The sequence below is a fragment of the Kitasatospora sp. NPDC048662 genome (genome assembly GCF_055587065.1).
The window spans coordinates 979,173-998,875 of the sequence record NZ_JBVJHA010000002.1 but is presented as its reverse complement, the minus strand read 5'-3'; the positions used below and the strand labels follow the sequence as shown (position 1 = coordinate 998,875).

Annotated in this window: 20 protein-coding genes; 10 read left to right on the top strand and 10 right to left on the bottom strand. The window is 71.5% G+C overall.

The window, feature by feature from the left end; genetic code table 11:
* Positions 1-2: 2 nt before the first annotated feature.
* Positions 3-623 carry a DUF47 domain-containing protein gene (locus tag ACZ6R9_RS10465; protein ID WP_380488730.1) on the bottom strand — a complete coding sequence of 207 codons (621 nt, stop codon included), beginning with the start codon at positions 621-623 and terminating at the stop codon, positions 3-5.
* A gap of 254 nt (positions 624-877) precedes the next feature.
* Between ACZ6R9_RS10465 and ACZ6R9_RS10460 the strand changes: the two genes are divergently transcribed.
* A complete protein-coding gene (locus ACZ6R9_RS10460; RefSeq protein ID WP_380488729.1) occupies positions 878-1,234 on the top strand; it encodes a metal-sensitive transcriptional regulator in 357 nt (118 codons plus the stop codon).
* Between the two features lie 22 nt (positions 1,235-1,256).
* Here the strand turns inward: ACZ6R9_RS10460 and ACZ6R9_RS10455 are convergent, their stop codons facing one another.
* Complete coding sequence (locus tag ACZ6R9_RS10455) at positions 1,257-1,436, bottom strand: hypothetical protein (protein WP_380488728.1); 180 nt, start codon at positions 1,434-1,436, stop codon at positions 1,257-1,259.
* Positions 1,437-1,557: 121 nt separating this feature from the next.
* The gene (locus tag ACZ6R9_RS10450) at positions 1,558-2,388 is read right to left on the bottom strand and encodes an SCO4651 family lipoprotein (RefSeq protein WP_380488727.1); all 831 of its coding nucleotides are present in this window, start codon (positions 2,386-2,388) and stop codon (positions 1,558-1,560) included.
* 152 nt (positions 2,389-2,540) lie between these two features.
* Between ACZ6R9_RS10450 and ACZ6R9_RS10445 the strand changes: the two genes are divergently transcribed.
* Positions 2,541-2,738, top strand: a complete 198-nt coding sequence (locus ACZ6R9_RS10445) for a hypothetical protein (protein ID WP_380488726.1) — start codon at positions 2,541-2,543, stop codon at positions 2,736-2,738.
* A 19-nt stretch (positions 2,739-2,757) separates the two neighbouring features.
* Here the strand turns inward: ACZ6R9_RS10445 and ACZ6R9_RS10440 are convergent, their stop codons facing one another.
* Together ACZ6R9_RS10440 and ACZ6R9_RS10435 are read right to left on the bottom strand one after the other, a co-directional pair.
* On the bottom strand, positions 2,758-3,495 hold the full coding sequence (locus ACZ6R9_RS10440; protein WP_380488725.1) for a phosphatase PAP2 family protein: 738 nt from the start codon (positions 3,493-3,495) through the stop codon (positions 2,758-2,760).
* 177 nt (positions 3,496-3,672) lie between these two features.
* Positions 3,673-4,725 (bottom strand): NlpC/P60 family protein, encoded by a 1,053-nt coding sequence (locus ACZ6R9_RS10435; RefSeq protein WP_380488724.1) that lies wholly within the window; start codon positions 4,723-4,725, stop codon positions 3,673-3,675.
* Between the two features lie 248 nt (positions 4,726-4,973).
* Between ACZ6R9_RS10435 and ACZ6R9_RS10430 the strand changes: the two genes are divergently transcribed.
* From ACZ6R9_RS10430 to ACZ6R9_RS10405, 6 genes are all read left to right on the top strand, one after another.
* Complete coding sequence (locus ACZ6R9_RS10430; RefSeq protein WP_380488723.1) at positions 4,974-5,321, top strand: hypothetical protein; 348 nt, start codon at positions 4,974-4,976, stop codon at positions 5,319-5,321.
* Positions 5,322-5,437: 116 nt separating this feature from the next.
* Positions 5,438-6,259, top strand: coding sequence for a hypothetical protein (locus ACZ6R9_RS10425; protein WP_465537653.1), 822 nt, complete (start codon positions 5,438-5,440; stop codon positions 6,257-6,259).
* A gap of 37 nt (positions 6,260-6,296) precedes the next feature.
* Positions 6,297-7,514, top strand: coding sequence for a hypothetical protein (locus ACZ6R9_RS10420; RefSeq protein WP_465537651.1), 1,218 nt, complete (start codon positions 6,297-6,299; stop codon positions 7,512-7,514).
* Positions 7,515-7,521: 7 nt separating this feature from the next.
* The gene (locus ACZ6R9_RS10415) at positions 7,522-9,108 is read left to right on the top strand and encodes an SCO6880 family protein (RefSeq protein WP_380488720.1); all 1,587 of its coding nucleotides are present in this window, start codon (positions 7,522-7,524) and stop codon (positions 9,106-9,108) included.
* A 19-nt stretch (positions 9,109-9,127) separates the two neighbouring features.
* Complete coding sequence (locus ACZ6R9_RS10410; protein ID WP_380488719.1) at positions 9,128-10,474, top strand: ATP-binding protein; 1,347 nt, start codon at positions 9,128-9,130, stop codon at positions 10,472-10,474.
* 165 nt (positions 10,475-10,639) lie between these two features.
* Positions 10,640-12,448: a bifunctional metallophosphatase/5'-nucleotidase gene (locus ACZ6R9_RS10405; RefSeq protein WP_465537648.1), complete on the top strand. Its 1,809-nt coding sequence runs from the start codon at positions 10,640-10,642 to the stop codon at positions 12,446-12,448.
* A 54-nt stretch (positions 12,449-12,502) separates the two neighbouring features.
* On the opposite strand, the gene ACZ6R9_RS10400 is transcribed toward ACZ6R9_RS10405, so the two are convergent.
* From ACZ6R9_RS10400 to ACZ6R9_RS10380, 5 genes are all read right to left on the bottom strand, one after another.
* A complete protein-coding gene (locus ACZ6R9_RS10400) occupies positions 12,503-13,909 on the bottom strand; it encodes a sensor histidine kinase (protein WP_465537645.1) in 1,407 nt (468 codons plus the stop codon).
* A gap of 59 nt (positions 13,910-13,968) precedes the next feature.
* Positions 13,969-14,745: a response regulator transcription factor gene (locus tag ACZ6R9_RS10395; protein WP_465537643.1), complete on the bottom strand. Its 777-nt coding sequence runs from the start codon at positions 14,743-14,745 to the stop codon at positions 13,969-13,971.
* A gap of 73 nt (positions 14,746-14,818) precedes the next feature.
* Positions 14,819-15,844 carry a S1C family serine protease gene (locus tag ACZ6R9_RS10390; RefSeq protein ID WP_465537641.1) on the bottom strand — a complete coding sequence of 342 codons (1,026 nt, stop codon included), beginning with the start codon at positions 15,842-15,844 and terminating at the stop codon, positions 14,819-14,821.
* Between the two features lie 117 nt (positions 15,845-15,961).
* Entirely contained in the window at positions 15,962-17,002 is a 1,041-nt protein-coding gene (locus tag ACZ6R9_RS10385; protein ID WP_380488714.1) for a LacI family DNA-binding transcriptional regulator, read from the bottom strand.
* A gap of 137 nt (positions 17,003-17,139) precedes the next feature.
* On the bottom strand, positions 17,140-17,871 hold the full coding sequence (locus ACZ6R9_RS10380) for a winged helix-turn-helix transcriptional regulator (RefSeq protein WP_465537639.1): 732 nt from the start codon (positions 17,869-17,871) through the stop codon (positions 17,140-17,142).
* Between the two features lie 589 nt (positions 17,872-18,460).
* Here ACZ6R9_RS10380 and ACZ6R9_RS10375 point away from each other — a divergent pair.
* Both ACZ6R9_RS10375 and ACZ6R9_RS10370 read left to right on the top strand, forming a co-directional pair.
* The gene (locus ACZ6R9_RS10375) at positions 18,461-18,718 is read left to right on the top strand and encodes a MoaD/ThiS family protein (protein ID WP_465537638.1); all 258 of its coding nucleotides are present in this window, start codon (positions 18,461-18,463) and stop codon (positions 18,716-18,718) included.
* 112 nt (positions 18,719-18,830) lie between these two features.
* Positions 18,831-19,502, top strand: a complete 672-nt coding sequence (locus ACZ6R9_RS10370) for an LmeA family phospholipid-binding protein (protein WP_380488711.1) — start codon at positions 18,831-18,833, stop codon at positions 19,500-19,502.
* Positions 19,503-19,703 lie beyond the last annotated feature (201 nt).

The window sequence follows — 19,703 nt, the reverse complement described above, 5'->3', positions numbered from 1 at the left end:
GCTCAGGACTCCTTGACGGCGATGGTCTCCACCGTGTTGGCCACGTGCTCGAACGCGTCGGCGGCCTCTTCGAGGACGTCCACGACCTGCTTGAGCTTCAGCACCTCGATCGCGTCGTACTGGCCGGAGAACAGGTGGGCCAGCAGCTTGCGGTGGATCTGGTCCGCCTGGTTCTCCAGCCGGTTGACCTCGATCCAGTACTCGGTGAGGTTCGACATCGACCGCAGGTTGGGCATCGCCTCGGCGGTCAGCTCGGCGGCCCGGGCCAGCACCTCGATCTGCTGCTCGATGCCCTTCGGGAGGGTCTCGATGTCGTACAGCACGACCAGGTCGACGGCCTCCTCCATGAAGTCCATGATGTCGTCCAGCGAGGACGCCAGGGCGTAGATGTCCTCCCGGTCGAACGGCGTGATGAAGGAGGAGTTCAGCTGGTGGAAGATCGCATGGGTGGTGTCGTCCCCGGCGTGCTCGGCGGCGCGCATGCGCTCGACGATCTCCGCGCGGGCGGACACGTCCGAGCCCAGTAGTTCCAGCAGGAGCTTCGATCCGACGACAAGGTTCTCCGCCGCGGCGGCGAACATGTCGTAGAAGCTCGTCTCCTTCGGGGTCAGGCTAAAACGCACGGAAATCTCCGATGTGCGGGGTCGGTACTTGACGATGCTAGGCGCACGTCCGCCATGTCCGGGCACGGGGCTGCCGACGCGCGCCCTAAGTGTGGCCCACGACACGCCGGTTTGCTCCCGCTCTGCACGGGGATCTGTGCCCTGACGCCCGGACGGCGGAACACCGGACCGGCGCCGGATGTTGGAGACTGGGGGTACCTCCCGGCCGAAGGCTGGGGGAGGGCCGAGTACCGAAACCAAGAGGGCGGACCGGGATGACCACCATCGACACCCCCAGCACCGACATCGCACCGGCGTGCCACGGAGCGGCGCAGGGCGCCGGGCCGCACGGTTACAGCAGCGACAAGGAAGCACACCTGAAGCGACTGCGCCGGATCGAGGGTCAGATCCGCGGCCTGCAGCGGATGGTTGACGAGGATGTCTACTGCATCGACATCCTCACCCAGGTCTCCGCCTCGACCAAGGCGCTGCAGTCCTTCGCCCTGGTCCTGCTGGAGGAGCACCTGGCGCACTGCGTGGCGGCCGCCGCCGCCGCGGAGGACGGCGGTGAGGAGCTGAACGCCAAGGTCTCCGAGGCCAGCGCGGCCATCGCGCGACTGCTCCGCACCTGACGCCCTGACTCCTGACGTCCGTTCAGCCGTCCGTGTCGGCCGGCTGTTCGTCGTCCCTGCGCAGCAGTACCTGGTCGATCTGCTCGGCGGCCAGCCGCTCGGCGCGGCTGGCCGAGGCGGCGATCATCAGCTCACCGGCCAGGTCGATCTCGTCCAGCGCGGTGCTGTCGTGGCCGCCGGTGCCGCTCTCCCCGGTTGCCATTGGCCTCCACCCCTTCCGCGCCCCGTCCGTGCCGACCCGCCCCCGTACCAGCGTAGGCAGCGGGAGGCCTGGCCACATGGCACGGACGGGCCATCTCTGGTGTCCGAAACGGGTGGGACGGTCACTTCGGGGAGGGCGAGGCCGGCATCGACCAGAGGTCGGCGGCGGACGGCTCGGCGGCCTCCACCGGCTTGCCGAAGTCGGTCAGCGACAGCGTGGAGACCACCTTCACCTGGTCCTTCGCGGCGGTGGAGCCGGCCACCCCGGCGAAGGTGAAGTTCTCCACCACCTTGTGCAGCCGGCCCTGGCCGTCCAGCCAGACCTCGTACGGGACTTCCTTGACCGTGAAGGTCTGCCCGGCCATCCGCAGGCCGTCCGCGCCGCGGCCGCCGGTCGCGTCGGCGGCCTTCACCAAGTCCAGGGTGCCCTTGTAGTGCTTCAGCTCCACGCCGTTCACCGTCTCTGCACCGACCAGCTCGGCGTTCTGCGCGCCGCGCAGCGCGCCCGCGGCGGACGCCGGGTCGGTGGCGCCCGAGCTCACCAGGTTGCCGTCCGGGAGCTGGCGGACGTCCAGCTTGACCCACTTGCCCTCGGGGATCTTGGCGCCGCTGTTCTGCAGGTAGACCGTGCCGGGCAGCACCACCTCGACGATCCTCCCGCTGGTGGCGGCCCCGGACGGGACGTCGATCTCCAGCCGGCCCAGCCGCTTCACGTAGTCGTAGCCGCCGGTGCCGTGGAACACCGTCTTCTTCTCGGCGGACTCGGTGCTCAGCTCGGTGGACGCGTGCGCCGAGCCGGTGCGGCCGGTGATGTCGGCGGCGGAGCGCACCGCGGTCAGCGGGTCGGCGGACAGCCGGTCGGTGGAGCTGTCCTGGTTCTGCCCACCGCCGGTGCAGGCGGTCAGCACGCCGGCGAGCGCGGCCGCGGCAGCGGCCCGGTAGAGCTTCTTCACGTCTTCGACAACCCCCTGGCCCCGGACGACCCGGCCGGCAGCCGCCCCGGATGGACAGCGCGCCTGCCAGGCAAACGAGTTGGGGTCCGGAAGGTTACGCGCGACTGACCCTTCGCCGAACACGTACCGGCGTGTGACAGGAGACGGCTACCGTGAAGGACGTGGCAGACCGGCAGCCGGAGACGACCGGCGTGGCAGCGCGCAGCGACCATCGACCCGAGGTGGTGGAGCGCGGCTCCTTCTGCTTCGCCCAGTGCGACTGCGGCTGGTTCGCGCCCGGGCGGCGCTCCCGCGACCGGGCCCGGCGGGACGCGGCCGAGCACCTGACCGACCCGGAGCCGACCGACTGACCGGGCCTTCCCGCGGCGGTCAGGCCGCCAGGTCGGACTCCCGGTCGCGGTCGGCACGCCGGCCCGAGCGGCTCGTCCGGCCGCCGGCCTGCCCGGCCGAGCGGCGCCGACCACCGGCCGCCGCCGGGGCCTTGGCCACCACCAGCGGTCGCAGCGCCGTCCGGGAGAGCGCATGGCACAGCGGCACCAGCACGGCCATCGCGATCGGCGCGAGCAGCAGCACCACGGCGGTGGCCAGCGCGTAGCCGCCGATCACGTCCGTCGGGTAGTGCACGCCCACGTACATCCGGCAGAAGCCCTGCAGCAGGGCGAGCGCGCCGGCGGCCACCCCGAGTTTGCGGTTGACCAGGAACAGCGCGACGGCGATGCCCATGGACATCGCGGAGTGGTCGCTGACGAAGGAGAGGGTGTCCTCCTTGCCGGGCACCAGCACGTCGATCTCGGGGTGGTCGACGAACGGGCGGGGCCGGTCGACGATGGCCGAGATCGGCAGGTTGGCGAGCTCGGCGATGGCCACCGCGATGGGCGCCCACAGCACCCCGGCGACGGCGACCGGCGCGTCGGGGCGGCGGCGGGCGCTCAGCCAGGCGGTCAGTCCGATCGCGGCCAGGCCCAGCAGGATGCCGTACTCGGCGGTCCAGGCGACCAGTGAGTCCAGCCAGCCGGGCGCGTCGGCGGCCAGGCTGTTGACTGCCTTGAGCAGGCCGAGGTCGGGGTCGCCCGAACCGGCTCCCGCATCGGCGAGCAGCGTGGCCACGCCGCACCTCCCTGTCCGCATTTCCGCAGTGGTTCCCGATCCGTGCGGCCGGGTGCGGACGTCCGGCAGCCTCCTGAGTCAACGCGATCCGGGCCACTCGGGGTTCCGCCGAAACGTGCTGTTATGCAAACTTGACTCACCGTCCACCCCGCATGCACATGCCGAGCGGACGGCCCGTCAGCTCTTTACCGGTCCTTGACCCGCCGTGATGGTGCCGTCGTTCTTGTTCCGGGCGGGCAGCGCGGCCGCGCCGTCCGGGGTGACCCGGGTCGCCCCGATGTAGTCCCGCTGGTCGATCTTGTCGTAGCGCACCTTGGCGCCGGTGTGCGGGGCGTCGATCATGTAGCCGCCGCCGACATAGAGGCCCACGTGGTGGATGGTGCGCGGGTCCTCCAGGTCATTGGCGAAGAACACCAGGTCGCCGGGCCGGAGCTGGTCCCGGGACGGGTGCGGCCCGCTGTACCACTGGTCGTTGGCCACCCGGGGCAGCTCGATGCCCACACTCCTGAACGCCGCCTGGGTCAGGCCCGAGCAGTCGAACCGCCCGTCCTCCCAGGTCTGCCCGGTGCCACCCCACATGTAGTCGATGCCGAGCTTGCTCTGCGCGAAGTAGATCGCCCCCGCCGCCTCCTTGGAGAGCGCCAACTGCGCCCCCGCCTTCGGCGGCGCGGTGAACGACTTCGCCAGCGACTGGATGCTCTTCACGTACCCCTGGGTCTCCTTGTACGGAGGCACCCCGTGGTACTGGATCACCGCGTACGGCCCGGCGTTGTACGCGGCCAGCATGTTGGCCTGCTTGTCCCCGGGCACCTTGGCCACATCCCGGGCCAGCGCACAGTCGTAGGTGGCGGCGGAGGCGATCGCGTCGTCCGGGTTCCAGATGTCCGACTTGCCGTCGCCGTTGCCGTCCGTCCCGTACGACGCCCACGTCCCCTCCAGGAACTGGGCCATCCCGTACGCCTTCGCCGGGCTCTTCGCCGTCGGGTCGAAACCGCTCTCCTGGTACAGCTGCGCGGCCAGCATCGGCGCCGAGATCTCCGGGCACAGGGCGCCCCACTTCTGGATCTGCGCCCGGTACTGCGCGGGCACCGTCCCACCGGACAGCGTCAGTTCACCGGCGCGCTCCGGCGCCCCGCTGGCCGCGTACGTCCCCAGCGTCACCACCCCGACGAACCCGATGGCCACCACCGCGGTCGCGGCACCAGCGAGCCGAGCCTTCCGGAGCACCATCCCGCACCATCCCGACGGTTCGTCAGCAGCCATGTCCTGTTGCGTTATTGCCCGGTGCAATCATCACAGATACCAAGGGCGGGCAGTATCCTCGGACTACCGGACATCCTGGCTCAGACGTCCGGTTACCACGAGCAATCCGCGAGAAGCAGCCAAGTCGACGTCAGATCTGGCCAAGAATAGGACCTGCCCCTTCGCTCGACCGTGGTCCGGGGCCTTGAATTTTCCTGATCGGGCGGTGAGATGGGATGAACCTGAACGTGGACAGCACAGTGATCGGGTACCTGGCGGAGGACCCGCCCAAGAAGGCCGGCATCGACACCATCATCGGCGGCATCGCCCCCGACTGGGGCCCGTTCGCCTCGCTCGGCTCCTCGGCCCGCGTGATGGTCCAGGTCGTGATGGCCGTCGCCATCCTGGTCTGCCTGGGCATCGCGATCTGGGGCGCCGCCAAGCAGCGGATCGGCGCCACCGCGATGCGCGACACGTTCAGCGCCGAGCAGGGCAAGGGGCTGATCATCGCCGGCCTGACCGGCGTGTTCATCATCGGTTCGCTCGGCACCCTGTTCACCATTGTGTACGGCATGGCGATCTGACGATCGGACAACTCCAGTCCCCCCTCGCGCAGATCCACGTTCCGCGCGCCGACACCGAGAACACCCGTCACGCCGCCGCGTCCCCGACGCGGTGACGCCGCACCAGGAGGGCCCCCGTGCCGTTGTCCGACGACCAGCCGCACACCCGTACGCGGCTACCGGTCGCCGAACAGACCGCCCCCGTGGCCGGCCGCCAGGCCCGGCCCCTTCGCACCCTCCTGACCATCCTCGGCGTCGTCACCCTGCTGGTGATCGCCGTCGCCATCGCCAACCGGGACAAGGCCGTACCCGGCCGCACCCCCGCCGCGACCTCCGGCGACCAGGCCCGCGGCGGGACCGCCCCCGCCGCCGACCACACCGCCGCGACCGGCCAACAGCCCGTCACCACCACCACCAACGGCATCGCCACCGGCTACCCCCACACCGACCAGGGGGCGCAGTCCGCCGCCGCCAACTACGCGGTCGCGCTCGGCTCCACCGACATGTTCCGCCCCGACACCCGCCACACCGTCCTCGCCACCCTCGCCGACCCCACCGTCCTCGCCACCCTCCAGTCCCGCCTGGACCAGGCGTTCTCCCCGGAGACCAACGCGCGGTACGGGCTCGACGCCCAGGGCAAAGTGCCCAAGGGCCTCACGTTCATCAGCCGCACCGTTCCGGTCGGCACCAACCTGGCGACCTACTCGGACACCGGGACGAAGGTGGATGTGTGGTGCAACTCGCTGGTGGGACTGACCGGCGAGGCCTCGACCATCCCGGTCACCGAGAACTGGTACACGCTCAATGTCACGCTGCGCTGGACCGGCAGCGACTGGAAGCTCATCGACTTCAGCCGGAAGGCAGGCCCGGCCCCGTTGCCCGCTGACCAACAGGCCGCGACCTCGGAGGAGATTACGGATGCCGTCCAGCAGTTCGGAGGTTTCCGTTATGCGCGCTGACGGATCGGGCAGAGGCTTCGGCCGCCGAGTCGCAGCCTTGGCGGGTGCGAGTGCCGCGTTCCAGATGGCGATGCTCGCGGTGGCCCGGGTGGCCACCGCCGACCCCTCTCCCAGTGCCCAGCCGTCCTGCAAGGTGGACGTTCCGGTGCCGGGTGCCGACAAGTTGTGCGCTCCCCCCGGGGCGCAGGTGGTCGGCGGGGACGCGGTCTCCTCGGTGACGGACCCGCTGGGGTCGTTGGCGAAGGGGTGTGCGCAGGCGGCGGCCTGGGTGGTGCGGCAGTTGGCGGGGGCGATCGACGGGACGACGAAGGTCGATTTCACCAACGCGGCGTTCCTGCAGCAGTACGCGGTGGTGTTCGCGGTGTCGACGGTGGTCACGCTGGTGCTGTGGCTGCTGGCGGTGACGAAGCGGGCGGTGCGCGGTGCGGCGCTGGGGCAGGCGTTCGGCGAGGCGGTCGGGTTCCTGTGGCTGACGGTGATCGCCTCGGCGTTCACGCCGCTGATCCTGTACACGGTGGTGACGGTCACCGACGGGCTGACGGATGCGATCGCGGCGGGGACGAAGTCCGACACCGGTACGTATCTGGGCGGGTTCGCGGACACCTTGGACAAGGGCAGCATGGGCGGTGGCCCGCTGATCCTGATCATCGTGTCGCTGGTGGCGGTGCTGGCCGCGGCGGTGCTGTGGATCGAGCTGGTGATCCGGGCGGCGATGCTGTACGTGGGTGCGCTGTTGGGGACGGCGGTGTACGCGGGGCTGGTGGACAAGCAGCTGTGGAAGCACGTGCGCCGGTGGGCGGCGATGATGCTGGCGATCGATCTGGCGAAGCCGATCATCGTGATCATCCTGGGCCTGGCGGGTGCGGTGGCGACCGGTGCGGGCGCGGACGACGACTTCGCGCGGGTGCTGAGCGGGCTGGCGATCCTGTTCCTGTCGATCTTCGCGAGCGCCGCGGTGTACCGGTTCGTGCCGGGCTTCGGTGACGAGCTGCTGGCGATGCGACGGGCCCGGGCGAGTGCGGTGCAGGCGGGCAGTGCGATGATCAACGGCCCGGCGAACTTCGTGAAGCAGGGTATTTCGACGCACGGTTCGCGTGGCGGCCCGCAGGGCGGGGGCGGCTCCCCGGGTGCGGGTGGCGGTGGCGGGGTGGCCCCGGGTATCGCCGCGCACGCGTCCCGGCCCGCCAACCCCGGTCGGGCGGCCGTGTCGCCCCCGCAGTCCCAGGCCCCGGTCAACAACCCGAAGGGAGGGTGACGGGTAGATGAGCAGCGAACAGTTCGGCCAGTACGGCACCCAGTACGCCCAGCCTTATGCCCAGCAGCGCCGCAGCTACCTGATCGGCAAGGCGCGTCCGAACGCGCCGATCGGGCGCAACCGGGAGACCGGCGAGATCGTGCTGATCATCGCCGGCGCGGGCCTGGGCATGCTGTGGGGTCTCGGGGTGCCGATCCTGACGCTGCGGCTGGCCGGCCTGGTGGGCTTCCCGCTGCTGGCGATCATGGCGGTGTACGTGCCGTACCGGCGGCGGACGTTCTACAAGTGGGTGGAGATCAACCGGACGTACCGGCGTACGGTGCGCAGCGGCCGGGCGGTGTGGAAGCCGGACGTGCACGAGGCCGGGACGCGGTTGGACGGGCGCGAGGTGGAGGTCGGTCCGCCGCCGGGGGTGGGGCGGCTGCGCTGGCTGACGGCGCCGTTCGGGCCGGACGAGGTCACGGTGCTGATGCATCTGGAGCGGCGCACGGTGACGGCGGCGATCGAGATCGAGGGCCCGGGTGTGGGCCTGCGCGACTCGGAGGACCAGGAGGCGCTGGTCGACCGGTTCGGCACCCTGCTGAAGCATGTGGCCAACGGCGACGGCTTCGTGACGCGCCTGCAGATCCTGGCCCGTACTCTGCCGGCCGACCCGGACGCGCACGCCAAGGACGTGGAGCGGCGCGGCGACCACTCGGCACCGCGCTGGCTGCAGGAGAGCTACGACCAGTTGCAGTCGATGGTGTCGACCTCCTCGGAGCAGCACCGGGCGTACCTGGTGGCGTGCATGCAGTACACCCGCGACCTGGCGTCCGAGGCGCACGCGATGGGGCGTACCGCGTACGGGCGGGACGAGGGCAAGCGGGATCGTGGCGATGACGGTCTGGCGACCGTGATGGCGCGTGAACTGACGGACATCTGCGCCCGGTTGGCGGAGGCGGACATCCGGGTGCGGCAGCCGCTGGGGCAGGCCCGGCTGGCGTCGCTGATCCACTCGATGTACGACCCGGACCACCCGATCGACCACATCCAGGCGATGAGCCGGCGCAACGCCTGGCCGGCCGAGCTGGATGCCACGCACCCGCAGTACCTGACGGCGAAGACCCGGGAGTCGGCGACCCGGGAGCCGTGGTGCCACGCCACCGCGTGGATCAAGGAGTGGCCGCTGACCCCGGTCGGGGTGAACTTCCTGGCGCCGCTGCTGGTGCACACCCCGGACGTGATCCGGACGGTCGCGGTCACCATGGACCTGGAGCCGACCGACGTGGCGATCGAGCGGATGCTCACCGAGAAGACCAACGACGAGGCGGAGGCCAGCCGGGCGGCGAAGATGAACCGCACGGTGGACCCGCGCGACCTGGCGCACACCGGCCGGGTGGACCAGCGTGGCGACGACCTGGCGTCCGGCGCGGCCGGGGTGAACCTGGTGGGCTACCTGACGGTGTCCTCGCGCAGCCCGGAGGCGCTGGCCCGGGACAAGCGGACCATCCGCGCCTCGGCGGGCAAGAGCTACCTGAAGCTGGAGTGGTGCGACCGCGAGCACCACCGGGCGTTCGCCAACACCCTGCCGTTCGCCACCGGCATCCGCCGCTGACCCTCCCGGAGGCCCGCTCATGATCGGCAATCTCACCGACGCCTTCGCCAGCGCCCTGTTCGGCCGGGTGGAGACCACCCGGCTGCCGGTGCGCACCTCCAGCGGCCAGGCGCAGGCGGTGTACCTGCCGACGGCGGCGCCCGGCCTGGGCGACTCCGGGGTGATCATCGGCCGCGAGGTGTACAGCGGCAAGGGTTACGTCTACGACCCGTTCCAGCTGTACGGCCAGCAGTTGCCGGCCCCGCACTGGCTGGTGCTGGGGGAGTCCGGCAACGGCAAGTCGGCGCTGGAGAAGACGTACGTGCTGCGGCAGTTGAGGTTCCGCGACCGCCAGGTGGTGGTGCTGGACGCGCAGGGCGAGGACGGCGTCGGCGAGTGGAACCTGATCGCCAACGCGCTGGGGATAAAGTCCATCCGGCTGGACCCGATGGCGGCCCGGGACGGCGGGGTGAAGCTGAACCCGCTGGACCCGGCGATCACCACCACCGGTCAGCTGTCGCTGCTGCGCACCATCATCGAGGTGGCGATGGGCCGCTCGCTGGAGGAGCGGGCCGGTTTCGCGCTGAAGGCCGCGCACGCGTACGTGCACGCCACGGTGAAGGACCGTCAGCCGGTGCTGAACGACATCATCGACACGCTGCGCAGCCCCGACCTGTCGGCGGTGGAGTCGCTGGGCGTGGAGGTCGGCGAGGTGCAGTCCTGGGGCCTGGACGTGGCGCTGGTGCTGGACCGGCTGGTCGACGGTGACCTGCGCGGCATGTTCGACGGCCCGACCTCGGCGGGCATCGACCTGGACGCGCCGCTGATCGTCTTCGACCTCTCGCACATCGACCGGAACTCGATCGCGATGCCGATCCTGATGGCGATCGTCGGGGTGTGGCTGGAGCACACCTGGCTGCGGCCGGACCGGGTGAAGCGGATCTTCCTGGTCGAGGAGGCCTGGCACATCATCAACAGCCCGTTCGTGGCGCAGCTGTTCCAGCGGCTGCTGAAGTTCGGGCGGCGGCTGGGTCTGTCCTTCGTGGCCGTGGTGCACCACCTGTCGGACGTGGTGGACGGGGCGGCGGCGAAGGAGGCCTCGGCGATCCTGAAGATGGCCTCCACCCGCACCATCTACATGCAGAAGGCGGAGGAGGCCAGGGCCACCGGTCGGGTGCTGGGCCTGCCGCGTTGGGCGGTGGAGATCATTCCGACGCTGTCGCCGGGCATCGCGGTGTGGGACGTCAACGGCAATGTGCAGGTGGTCAAGCACATCATCACCGAGGCCGAGCGTCCGCTGGTGTACACCGACCGCGCGATGACCGAGGATGCGATGGCCGAGCGGGAACGGGCCGAGCAGCAGCTGGCGTCCCAGCCCAGGATCTGACCTTCGCACGGGGGCTGAGCCGGGGTCAGCGGAGGATTCGTCAGGCTTCGGATACCAGCTCGTTACCCCAGGGTTCCTGACAGCTACGCGCGTGGACCCTAGGCTGCTCCCCGATACAACGCCAGGCCGCCGTCCGTCGCGGCCCCGACGGTGCAGGGGACCTTCATGCCCATATCCGGTTCCACCGGCCGCCGCAGGACCGCGCTCGCGGTCGCCGCGGCTGCTGCCCTCATCGGCTCGATGGCCCTTCCGGCCACCGCCGAGGCCCACGGGCACGGCCAGGACAAGCCGAAGTTCGAGGACCTGCAGCTCCTCGCCATCAACGACCTGCACGGCAACCTGGAGCCGCCGGCGGGCTCGTCCGGCACCATCAACGAGATCGACCCGGCCACCGGCAAGCCCCTCGATCCGCCCACCCCCGCGGGTGGCGTCGCGTACCTGGCCACCGCGCTGCGGGACGCCCGCCAGGGCCACCCGAACAGCATCACCGTGGCAGCCGGTGACCTGATCGGCGCCAGCCCGCTGGTCTCCGGCCTGTTCCACGACGAGCCGACCATCGAGGCGATGAACAAGATCGGCCTCGACGTCACCTCGGTGGGCAACCACGAGTTCGACGAGGGCTCGGCCGAGCTGCTGCGCATGCAGAACGGCGGCTGCCACCCGACCGACGGCTGCTACGAGGAGGGCCGGACCTTCGAGGGCGCCGACTTCCCGTACCTGGCGGCCAACGTCACCAACGAGAAGACCGGCAAGCCGCTGCTCAAGCCGTACTGGGTGAAGAACGTCCGCGGCGTGAAGGTCGGCTTCATCGGCGTGACCCTGGAGGGCACCCCGAACATCGTCACCGCCGCCGGCGTGCAGGGCCTCAAGTTCGGCAACGAGGTCGAGACGATCAACAAGTACACCGCGGAGCTGAAGCGCAAGGGCGTCAACTCGGTGGTCGCGCTGATCCACGAGGGCGGCTTCCCGGCCAGCAGCGTCTACAACTACGACTGCGGCGCGGGCGGCTCCGGCGTCTCCGGCCCGATCGTGGACATCGCCAAGCGCCTCGACCCGGCGGTCGGCGCGATCGTCACCGGCCACACCCACAACTCGTACGCCTGCATGATCCCGGACCCGAACGGCGTGCCCCGCTCGGTCACCAGCGCCGCCTCGTTCGGCCGCCTGTACACCGAGATCGACCTCAAGCTGGACAAGCGCAACGGCACCATCGTCCGCCCGTCGGTGACCGCCGCCAACCACGTGGTGCGCCGCACCGACGCGGCGGGCGACCTGAACGACCTGATAAAGCGGTACAGCGCGCTGGCCGCGCCGATCGCCAACCGCCCCGTCGGCTGGATCAGCGCCGACATCAACGGCCGCGGCTCCAGCGCCCTGGAGAAGCCGCTCGGCGACCTGATCGCCGACGCGCAGCTGGACGGTCTCGCGCCCGCCGACAAGGGCGGCGCGCAGGTCGCCTTCATGAACCCCGGCGGCATCCGCTCGGACCTGGTCTACAAGGCGTCCGGCGGTGAGGGCGACGGGGTGGTGACCTACGGCGAGGCGTTCACCGTCCAGCCGTTCACCAACATGATGAAGGTCAAGACCCTCACCGGCGCCCAGCTGATCCAGGTCCTGCAGCAGCAGGTCTCCGGCTCCAACACGGCCGCCCCGAAGATCCTGCAGATCTCCGGCAACCTCGCCTACACGCTGGACCTGAACAAGGCCGGCGCGGACCGCGTGGTCCTCGAATCGGTCCGCCTGAACGGCGCCCCCGTGGACCCGAACGCCAAGTACCGGGTCGCCGCCAACGAGTTCCTGGCCGGTGGCGGCGACGGCTTCCCGGCCTTCGCGGCCGGTACCGACAAGGTCGACGGTCCGTCCGACCTGGACGTCTTCAACACGTACCTGAGCAACCACAGCTCCGCCACCGCCCCGATCACCGCGCCGGCCCAGAACCGGATCAAGGTCATCAAGGCCGGCCAGACCGGCTGACGAGTCAGTCGTCGCGGAGGGCGGGGCACTTCGGTGCTCCGCCCTCCGGCGTGTTCAGCGCGGGTCGTCCGGCTGCCCCGGCAGCACCATCACCGCCTGCGCTCCCGGGCCGCCGTCCGCCGCGGGCCCCAGCGAGACCTGGCCGCCGGTGTCCCGGACGGTCTGCGCGACGATGGACAATCCCAGTCCCGAGCCCGGGAGTTGGCGGGAGGACGGGGAGCGCCAGAACCGGTCGAAGACGAACGGGAGTTCCTCGGCCGGGATGCCCGGGCCGTGGTCGCGGACCGTCAACCGGCCCGCGCGCAGGCGTACTTCGACGGTGCCGGACGGCGGCGAGTACTTCACCGCGTTGTCCAGCAGGTTGATCACCGCGCGTTCGAGCGCGGCCGGATCGCCGTGCACGTACCAGGGGTTGACCTCGGTGGTGAAGGTCAGCGCCGGCCCGCGCAGCCGCCCCCGCTCCAGCGCCCGCTCCACCGTCTCGTGGAACGGCACCACGGTGCGCACCGCCTCCGGGTTCGGGGTGTCCGGGCGGGAGAGCTGCAGCAGGTCGCCGATCAGCACCGTCAGCTCCTGCATCTGCGCCTTCATGTTGCCCAGCATCCGCGCCCTGGTCTCCGGCGGCAGCGCCCGGCCCTGCGCATCGGACCGGATCAGCAGGTCGACGTTGGTACGCAGGGAGGTGAGCGGGGTGCGGAGTTCGTGCCCGGCGTCGGCGATCAGGCGGGTCTGCCGCTCGCGGGAGTTGGCGAGGGCGGTGGACATCGAGTTGAACGAGGTGGAGAGCCGGGCGATCTCGTCGCTGCCGTTGACGGGGATGGTGGCGCCGACTTCTTCGGTGCGGGCGATGTGCTCGACGGCGTCGGTGAGTTGGTCGACCGGCTTGAGCGCGGACCGGGCGACGACGCGTCCGGCCACACCGGCCCCGAGGACGCCGAGGCCGGCGACGGCGGTCATCAGCAGGGCGAGGGAGCTGAGCGAACGCTGCACCCCGTCGGTGGGCAGGGCGGTCAGCAGGACAGCGGGCTGCGGCTGCTGGAACTTGCCCACCAGGACCGAGGAGTTGGTACGCCGCACCTGCGCGCGGTCGTCGCTGTCGGTGTAGTGGCCGGTGCGGTAGTCCGCCTGGGTGTTCCTGGGCAGCGGCGTGGTGTCGCCCGGCACCACCTGGATGGCCCGGGTGGCATCGCCGGTCAGGCAGACGGTGCCGTCGGGCAGGACGTACTGGAAGTCGTACTTCTGCGGGCCGAACCGGCCAGTGCCCCCGGCGGGGACGTTCGCCAGCGCCTCGGCCGGGGTCGCGCCGCAGTGCAGCTGCCCCCGGTCGGGCGGCGCCACCGGGCTCCGGGGTGCGGCGGCGAGGGTGTCGTGCAGCTCCTGGTAGAGCCGCTCGCGGACCAGCAGCCAACTGGCCGCCGCCACCACCGCGATGGCCACCGCCACCGCGGCAGCCGTGAGCATGGCCAGTCGGCTCCGCAGGGATCTGCTGCGGAACCACCCCGTGAACCGGCCGATCGGCTTCACGCCGCGGCGCCGCTGGTGGCGGTGCGCAGCGCGTAGCCGACGCCGCGGACGGTCTGGATGATGCGGGGCATGCCGTGCTGTTCGGTCTTGCGGCGCAGGTACATGACGTAGACGTCGAGCGAGTTGGAGGAGGGCTCGAAGTCGAAGCCCCAGACGGCCTTGAGGATCTGTTCCCGGGTGAGCACCTGGCGCGGGTGGGAGAGGAACATCTCCAGCAGCATGAATTCGGTGCGGGTGAGTTCGATGGTGGTGCCGGCCCGGGTGACCTCGCGGGTGGCGGTGTTCATCCGCAGGTCGGCGAAGGCGAGCACCTCGCCGCCGTTCCCGTCGGTGGCGGTGCGGGCGGCGGCCTCGGTGGCGAGGGCGTTGCGGCGGAGCAGGGCGCGGACCCGGGCGAGGAGTTCGTCGAGTTCGAAGGGCTTGGCGAGGTAGTCGTCGGCGCCGACGTCGAGTCCGGTGACGCGGTCGCCGACGGCGTCCCGCGCGGTGAGCATCAGGACGGGGACGGTGTCGCCGCGCGAGCGCATCCGGCGGACGGCGGTGAGGCCGTCCATGCGCGGCATCATGATGTCGAGCAGGACCAGGTCGGGGCGGTCGCGTTCGACGGCGGTGAGCGCCTCGTGGCCGTCGGTGGCGGTGGTGACCTGGTAGCCCTCGAAGGCGAGGCTGGATTCCAGCGCGTCGCGCAGGGCGGGTTCGTCGTCGACCACGAGGACGCGGGCGCCGGCGCCCGGGGCCTCGGCAGGGGTGCGGTCGTCGGCGGGGGGAGTCATCGGCGCGGGGCCCTTTCTCAGTCCGGTGCGGTCGTGGCCATTGTCCGTCGCTCGGGGACGGAACCGGCGGGTGTCAGAGGTTCTTGCCGGCCTGCAGCTGCGGCAGCACGTGCTTGACGCTGTTGATCGGGATGGCGAAGCCGAGGCCGACGCTGCCGGCTTCGGTGCCGCCGGTGGAACCGGAGCCGCTCGCGGAGTACATGGCCGAGTTGAGGCCGATGACCTGGCCGGCGGCGTTGATCAGCGGGCCGCCGGAGTTGCCGGGGTTGAGGGCGGCGTCGGTCTGCAGCGCCTGGTAGGTGGCGGTGTCGGAGCCGGTGGCGCCGGTGGAGCCGTGCAGGCCGGGCAGGTTGGGGAGGCCGAAGCCGCCGTTCCCGCGGGTGGTGCCCTCGTCGACCTGGACGGTGACGGGGCGGTTCTTGGCGGAGATGATGCCGGAGGTGACGGTGCCGGTGAGGCCCTCCGGGTTGCCGATGGCGACGACGGGGTCGCCGACGGCGGTGGCGTCGGAGTCGCCGAGCACGGCGGTGGTGAGGCCGCTGACGCCGGAGGCGGTGATGACGGCGGTGTCCAGGGCCTTGTCGGTGCCGGTGACGGTGGCGGAGGCGGTCCGGCCGTCGTGGAAGGTGACGGTGGCCCGGCCGCCGTTCACCGCGCCGGAGATGACGTGGTAGTTGGTGAGGATCTGTCCGTCGGCGGTGAGGATCACGCCGGTGCCGGTCGCGGTGCCGCTGCCGGTCTTGACGGTGATCTGCACGACGGCGGGGGAGAGCGCGGCGGCGATCGCCGAGACGTTGGCGCTGCCGTCGGCATTGGCGGCCACCGGGCGGACCAGGGCGCTGTCCGCGGCGGTGCGGGCGGAGCTGTCCCGCTCGCTCACCAGGACGCCGCCGGTGACGCCGCCGAGCAGGGCGGCCACCGTGGCGACGGCGGTGGCCAGGACGAGGCGGCTCCTCAGCAGGCCGCGCCGGGCGCGGTGCCCGCGGGGCGGCGGCGGCAGATCGGGGCCGGAGAGGTCGGCGGGCGGCGTCGGCGGGAGCCAGCCCGCGCCGCCGTCCTGGGGGTGGGGCTCGTGGGTGCTGCGGTGCTGGTCGCTCATGGAGACGACGTTCCGCCCGCTTCATGAACGTTCGATGAGAGGGCGGTTCGAGTTCCCCGAGAAGCTCGTCAGCTTCTCATAAAGCCTGGTCAGGCCCCAGAAGTCAGGTTTCGGGGTTCAGCCGGTTTCGCCGGAGCAGCCGCAGGAACGCCGTACGACCAGCCGGGACGGGAACTTGCGGACCCGTTCGGTGTCGCTGCCGGGCACCATCAGCGAGTCGTCGAGGACCAGGTCGACGGCGGCCCGGGCCATCGCGTCCCGGTCGGAGGCGACGGTGGTGAGCGGCGGGTCGGCGAACCCGGCCTCCGGGATGTCGTCGAAGCCGGCCACCGCGAGGTCCTCGCCGACCTTCAGACCGAGTTCGCGGGCGGCCCGCAGCACGCCGATGGCCTGGTCGTCGGTGGAGCAGAAGATCGCGGGCGGCCGCCGGTCGGAGGCGAGCAGGTCCAGCGCGACCTGGTAGGCGCCGTAGCGGTGGAACGGGGCGTCGATCAGGTACGGCTCGGTGGGCAGGCCGTGCGCGGCCATGGCGAGTTCCCAGCCGGCCACGTGGTCGATGACCGGGTCACCGGGGGCGGGAGATTCGACCGGGCCGCCGAAGCACGCCACGTACGGGTGACCGTGCACTTCGAGCAGGTGACGGACGACCAGTTCGGAGCCGCCGACGTCGTCGGTGACCACGGCGACGTCGTCGATCGCCTCGGGGCGGCGGTGCAGCAGCACCACCTTGGCGCCCTCCATGGCGGCGAACTCCTCGGCGGCGCGCTGCGAGGGGCCCTGGCTGACCAGGATCAGGCCGGAGACCCGCATGCCGAGGAAGGCGCGGACGTAGTGCACCTCGCGGTCGTCGACGTAGTCGGAGTTGCCGATCAGCACGAGCTTGCCGCGCTCGGAGGCGGCGCGTTCCACGGCGTGCGCCATCTCCGCGAAGAAGGGCTGCCGGGCGTCGGGGACGACCATGCCGATCAGGTTGGTGCGCCGGGAGGCCATCGCCTGGGCGACGGAGTTCGGGCGGTACCCGAGCTGCTCGATCGCGGCCAGCACCTTCTCCCGGGTCGCCGGGGCGACCGGGCGGGGACCGTTGTTGATCACATAGCTGACGACCGCGGTCGAGGTCCCAGCCAGTCGGGCTACATCGTCGCGCGTCACCTTGGCCACGGGGGGAGTCTACGCGTGTGGTCAGGTGCCTCTTGCCGGGGTCTTGCCCGGTGGGACGGGGTGCTTTTCGGGCCGAACCGGACCGATCCGGGCAAGCCGGGCGAGGGGTGGCGCCGCCCGGCCCGTCCGACGGCCGGTCAGCGTCCGCGGCGGGCCGCGGCTCTGCCCGGCTCGGCCCGGTCGGCGCTCTTGTCGGCCCGCTCCGGGACCACGAAGCGGTAGCCGACGTTGCGGACGGTGCCGATCAACTGCTCGTTCTCGACGCCGAGTTTGGCCCGCAGCCGGCGCACGTGGACGTCCACGGTGCGGGTGCCGCCGAAGTAGTCGTAGCCCCACACCTCCTGGAGCAGCTGGGCCCGGGTGAACACCCGCCCGGGGTGCTGGGCCAGGTACTTGAGCAGCTCGAACTCCTTGAAGGTGAGGTCGAGGACGCGGCCCTTGAGCCTGGCGGAGTAGGTGGCCTCGTCGACCGACAGCTCGCCGTTGCGGATCTCCATCGGGGAGTCGTCGGCGGCCACCTGGAGCCGGCCGAGGGCGAGCCGCAGCCGGGCCTCGACCTCGGCCGGCCCGGCGGTGTCCAGCAGCACGTCGTCGATGCCCCAGTCGGCGGTGACGGCGGCCAGGCCGCCCTCGGTGACCACCAGGATCAGCGGGCTGCCGATGCCGGTGGACCGCAGCAGCTGGCACAGGCTGCGGATCTGCGGCAGGTCGCGGCGCCCGTCGACCAGGATCACGTCGGCGCTCGGAGTGTCGACCAGGGCGGACCCCTCGGCGGGGGCCACCCGGACGCTGTGCAGCAGCAGGCCGAGGGCGGGCAGCACCTCGGCGGAGGGTTGCAGGGCGTTGGTCAGCAGGAGCAGTGAACTCATACCCGGTTAGTCCCCTTTCCGGGTCGTCGCGGTCGCGGCCGCCGGGGGGAACGGCGGGCGCGGTACAGGGTGGGGGAGCGCCGACAGCCCGGAGGGGGCGGCGGTGGACGGGGCGGTGGCCGTCCGGGGGTCCCGCAACCCCCGGCGTCCCACTGGTGCCTCGTCCATCGGCCTGCCCTCCGCTCTGTCCGCCGGCGGCCGGCACGTCGTCGTGCGGTCGGCGGTGGGGACGACCTGGCGGCCGGTGCGGGTGGGGCACCGTTCGCAAGAACGTCCTACTGGCGTCCTGAAAGCACAAAAGGACCCGGGGGCGACTCTGCCCGGATCCCTTACGGAATCGAGGATAGCCGACCGCCCGCGCGGCCGGGAGTGGCTCAAGCGGCGCACGGGCCCGCGAGTGGCCCCGGAACGGGTGAGGTACGACACCTTGCGCTCCCGTGATGACCTGGGAGGTTTGCCCGACGGCGGGGGCCGGGGGCGATGATGGGGGCCGCACCGGGCCGGCCGCCGTACCGGGCGAGGACCACCGAGAGGGGTTGCCGTGACCGCGACCGCCGATGCCCGTCCCACGCCGGATTCACCTGTACGGGTGAGTGGGACGGTCCGCTACTGGGCCGCCGCCAAGTCCGCGGCGGGCCGGGCCGAGGAGCCGTACCTGGCCGCCACCCTGGCCGAGGCGCTGACCGCGGTGCGCGCCGCGCACGCCGGGCGGCCGGAGCTGCTGCGGGTGCTGACGATGTGCTCGTTCCTGGTGGACGGCGATCCGGTGGGCGGCCGGGAGCACGCCGCGGTGCCGCTGACCGAGGGCGGCACGGTGGAGGTGCTGCCGCCGTTCGCCGGGGGCTGAGCGCGCATTTGCCCGAGTGCCGCGCCGGAACCCGGGGATCCGTGCGATCGTCCTGTCTTCGGGGCCGGTTCGTCAACGGAGCGGCCCGGTCGGACCGTTTCAGGGGGAAGCGATGCGTGGCGCGGTGAAACTGCTGATCGGCCTGGGGGTCGTGGGCGCCCTGCTGGTCGCCGCCGACCGGGTGGCCGTGGGGGTGGCGGAGGACCAGGCCGCCGACGCCGCGGTCTCCTCCGGCTGGCTGACCGGCAAGCCGGACGTCGAGATCGGCGACATCCCCTTCCTGACCAGCGCGGTGGCGGGCGAGCTCGACCAGGTCAGCCTCTCCTCGGACGGGATGACCGTCACCGACGGCAAGGAGAAGGTGACGGTGCACTCGTTCCGGGCCAGCCTGTCGCAGGTGAAGTTCACCGACTCCTACCGGGGTGTGACGGTCGGGCACGGCGACGGCCAGGGCGTGGTCGAGTACAAGGAGCTCGCCAAATTCATGAGCGGCAGCGGCCTGCTCGGCCTGGAGTACGCCGGGCCCGGCATGGTGAAGGCCGGGGTGCCCGGCGGCGGGATCGAGGGCAAGCTGCACAGCGAGGGCAACGACCTGGTCGTCGACAATCTCCAACTGACCGGCGCGGCCTCGGCGTTGAAGGGCCTCGCGGGCGACCGGCTGAAGCCCCAGCGGTACCACCTGACCGCGCTGCCCAAGGGACTGTCGCTGGCCGAGGCCACCCCGGAGGCGGGCGGGGTGCGGTTGCGCTTCACCGTCGCCCCAGGCACCTCGCTGGGGCGCTGAGGCCCCCGGGTCTGTCCGGTGGGCGAGACGCGCTGTCCAGCACGGCCGGGAAAACTCTCTGCAGCACCGCTTCGCCCGGCCCCCGCGCGGGGTCCGGGCCCGGCGGCAGGTAGCGGAAAGCCGGTAAATCTCAGAGTCCGAGCGATCTGGTCTCAGCATTCGACACGATGATGACAGCGCCCCTTGGGAGTCCCTAGCATC

Bases quoted from the DNA above. Each gene is read 5' to 3' on its own strand.
- ACZ6R9_RS10460 (WP_380488729.1), top strand. From the start codon at position 878: ATGACCACCATCGACACCCCCAGCACCGACATCGCACCGGCGTGCCAC.
- ACZ6R9_RS10455 (WP_380488728.1), bottom strand. From the start codon at position 1,436: ATGGCAACCGGGGAGAGCGGCACCGGCGGCCACGACAGCACCGCGCTG.
- ACZ6R9_RS10435 (WP_380488724.1), bottom strand. From the start codon at position 4,725: ATGGTGCTCCGGAAGGCTCGGCTCGCTGGTGCCGCGACCGCGGTGGTG.
- ACZ6R9_RS10430 (WP_380488723.1), top strand. From the start codon at position 4,974: ATGAACCTGAACGTGGACAGCACAGTGATCGGGTACCTGGCGGAGGAC.
- ACZ6R9_RS10415 (WP_380488720.1), top strand. From the start codon at position 7,522: ATGAGCAGCGAACAGTTCGGCCAGTACGGCACCCAGTACGCCCAGCCT.
- ACZ6R9_RS10410 (WP_380488719.1), top strand. From the start codon at position 9,128: ATGATCGGCAATCTCACCGACGCCTTCGCCAGCGCCCTGTTCGGCCGG.
- ACZ6R9_RS10405 (WP_465537648.1), top strand. From the start codon at position 10,640: ATGCCCATATCCGGTTCCACCGGCCGCCGCAGGACCGCGCTCGCGGTC.
- ACZ6R9_RS10400 (WP_465537645.1), bottom strand. From the start codon at position 13,909: ATGCTCACGGCTGCCGCGGTGGCGGTGGCCATCGCGGTGGTGGCGGCG.
- ACZ6R9_RS10395 (WP_465537643.1), bottom strand. From the start codon at position 14,745: ATGACTCCCCCCGCCGACGACCGCACCCCTGCCGAGGCCCCGGGCGCC.
- ACZ6R9_RS10390 (WP_465537641.1), bottom strand. From the start codon at position 15,844: ATGAGCGACCAGCACCGCAGCACCCACGAGCCCCACCCCCAGGACGGC.
- ACZ6R9_RS10380 (WP_465537639.1), bottom strand. From the start codon at position 17,871: ATGAGTTCACTGCTCCTGCTGACCAACGCCCTGCAACCCTCCGCCGAG.
- ACZ6R9_RS10370 (WP_380488711.1), top strand. From the start codon at position 18,831: ATGCGTGGCGCGGTGAAACTGCTGATCGGCCTGGGGGTCGTGGGCGCC.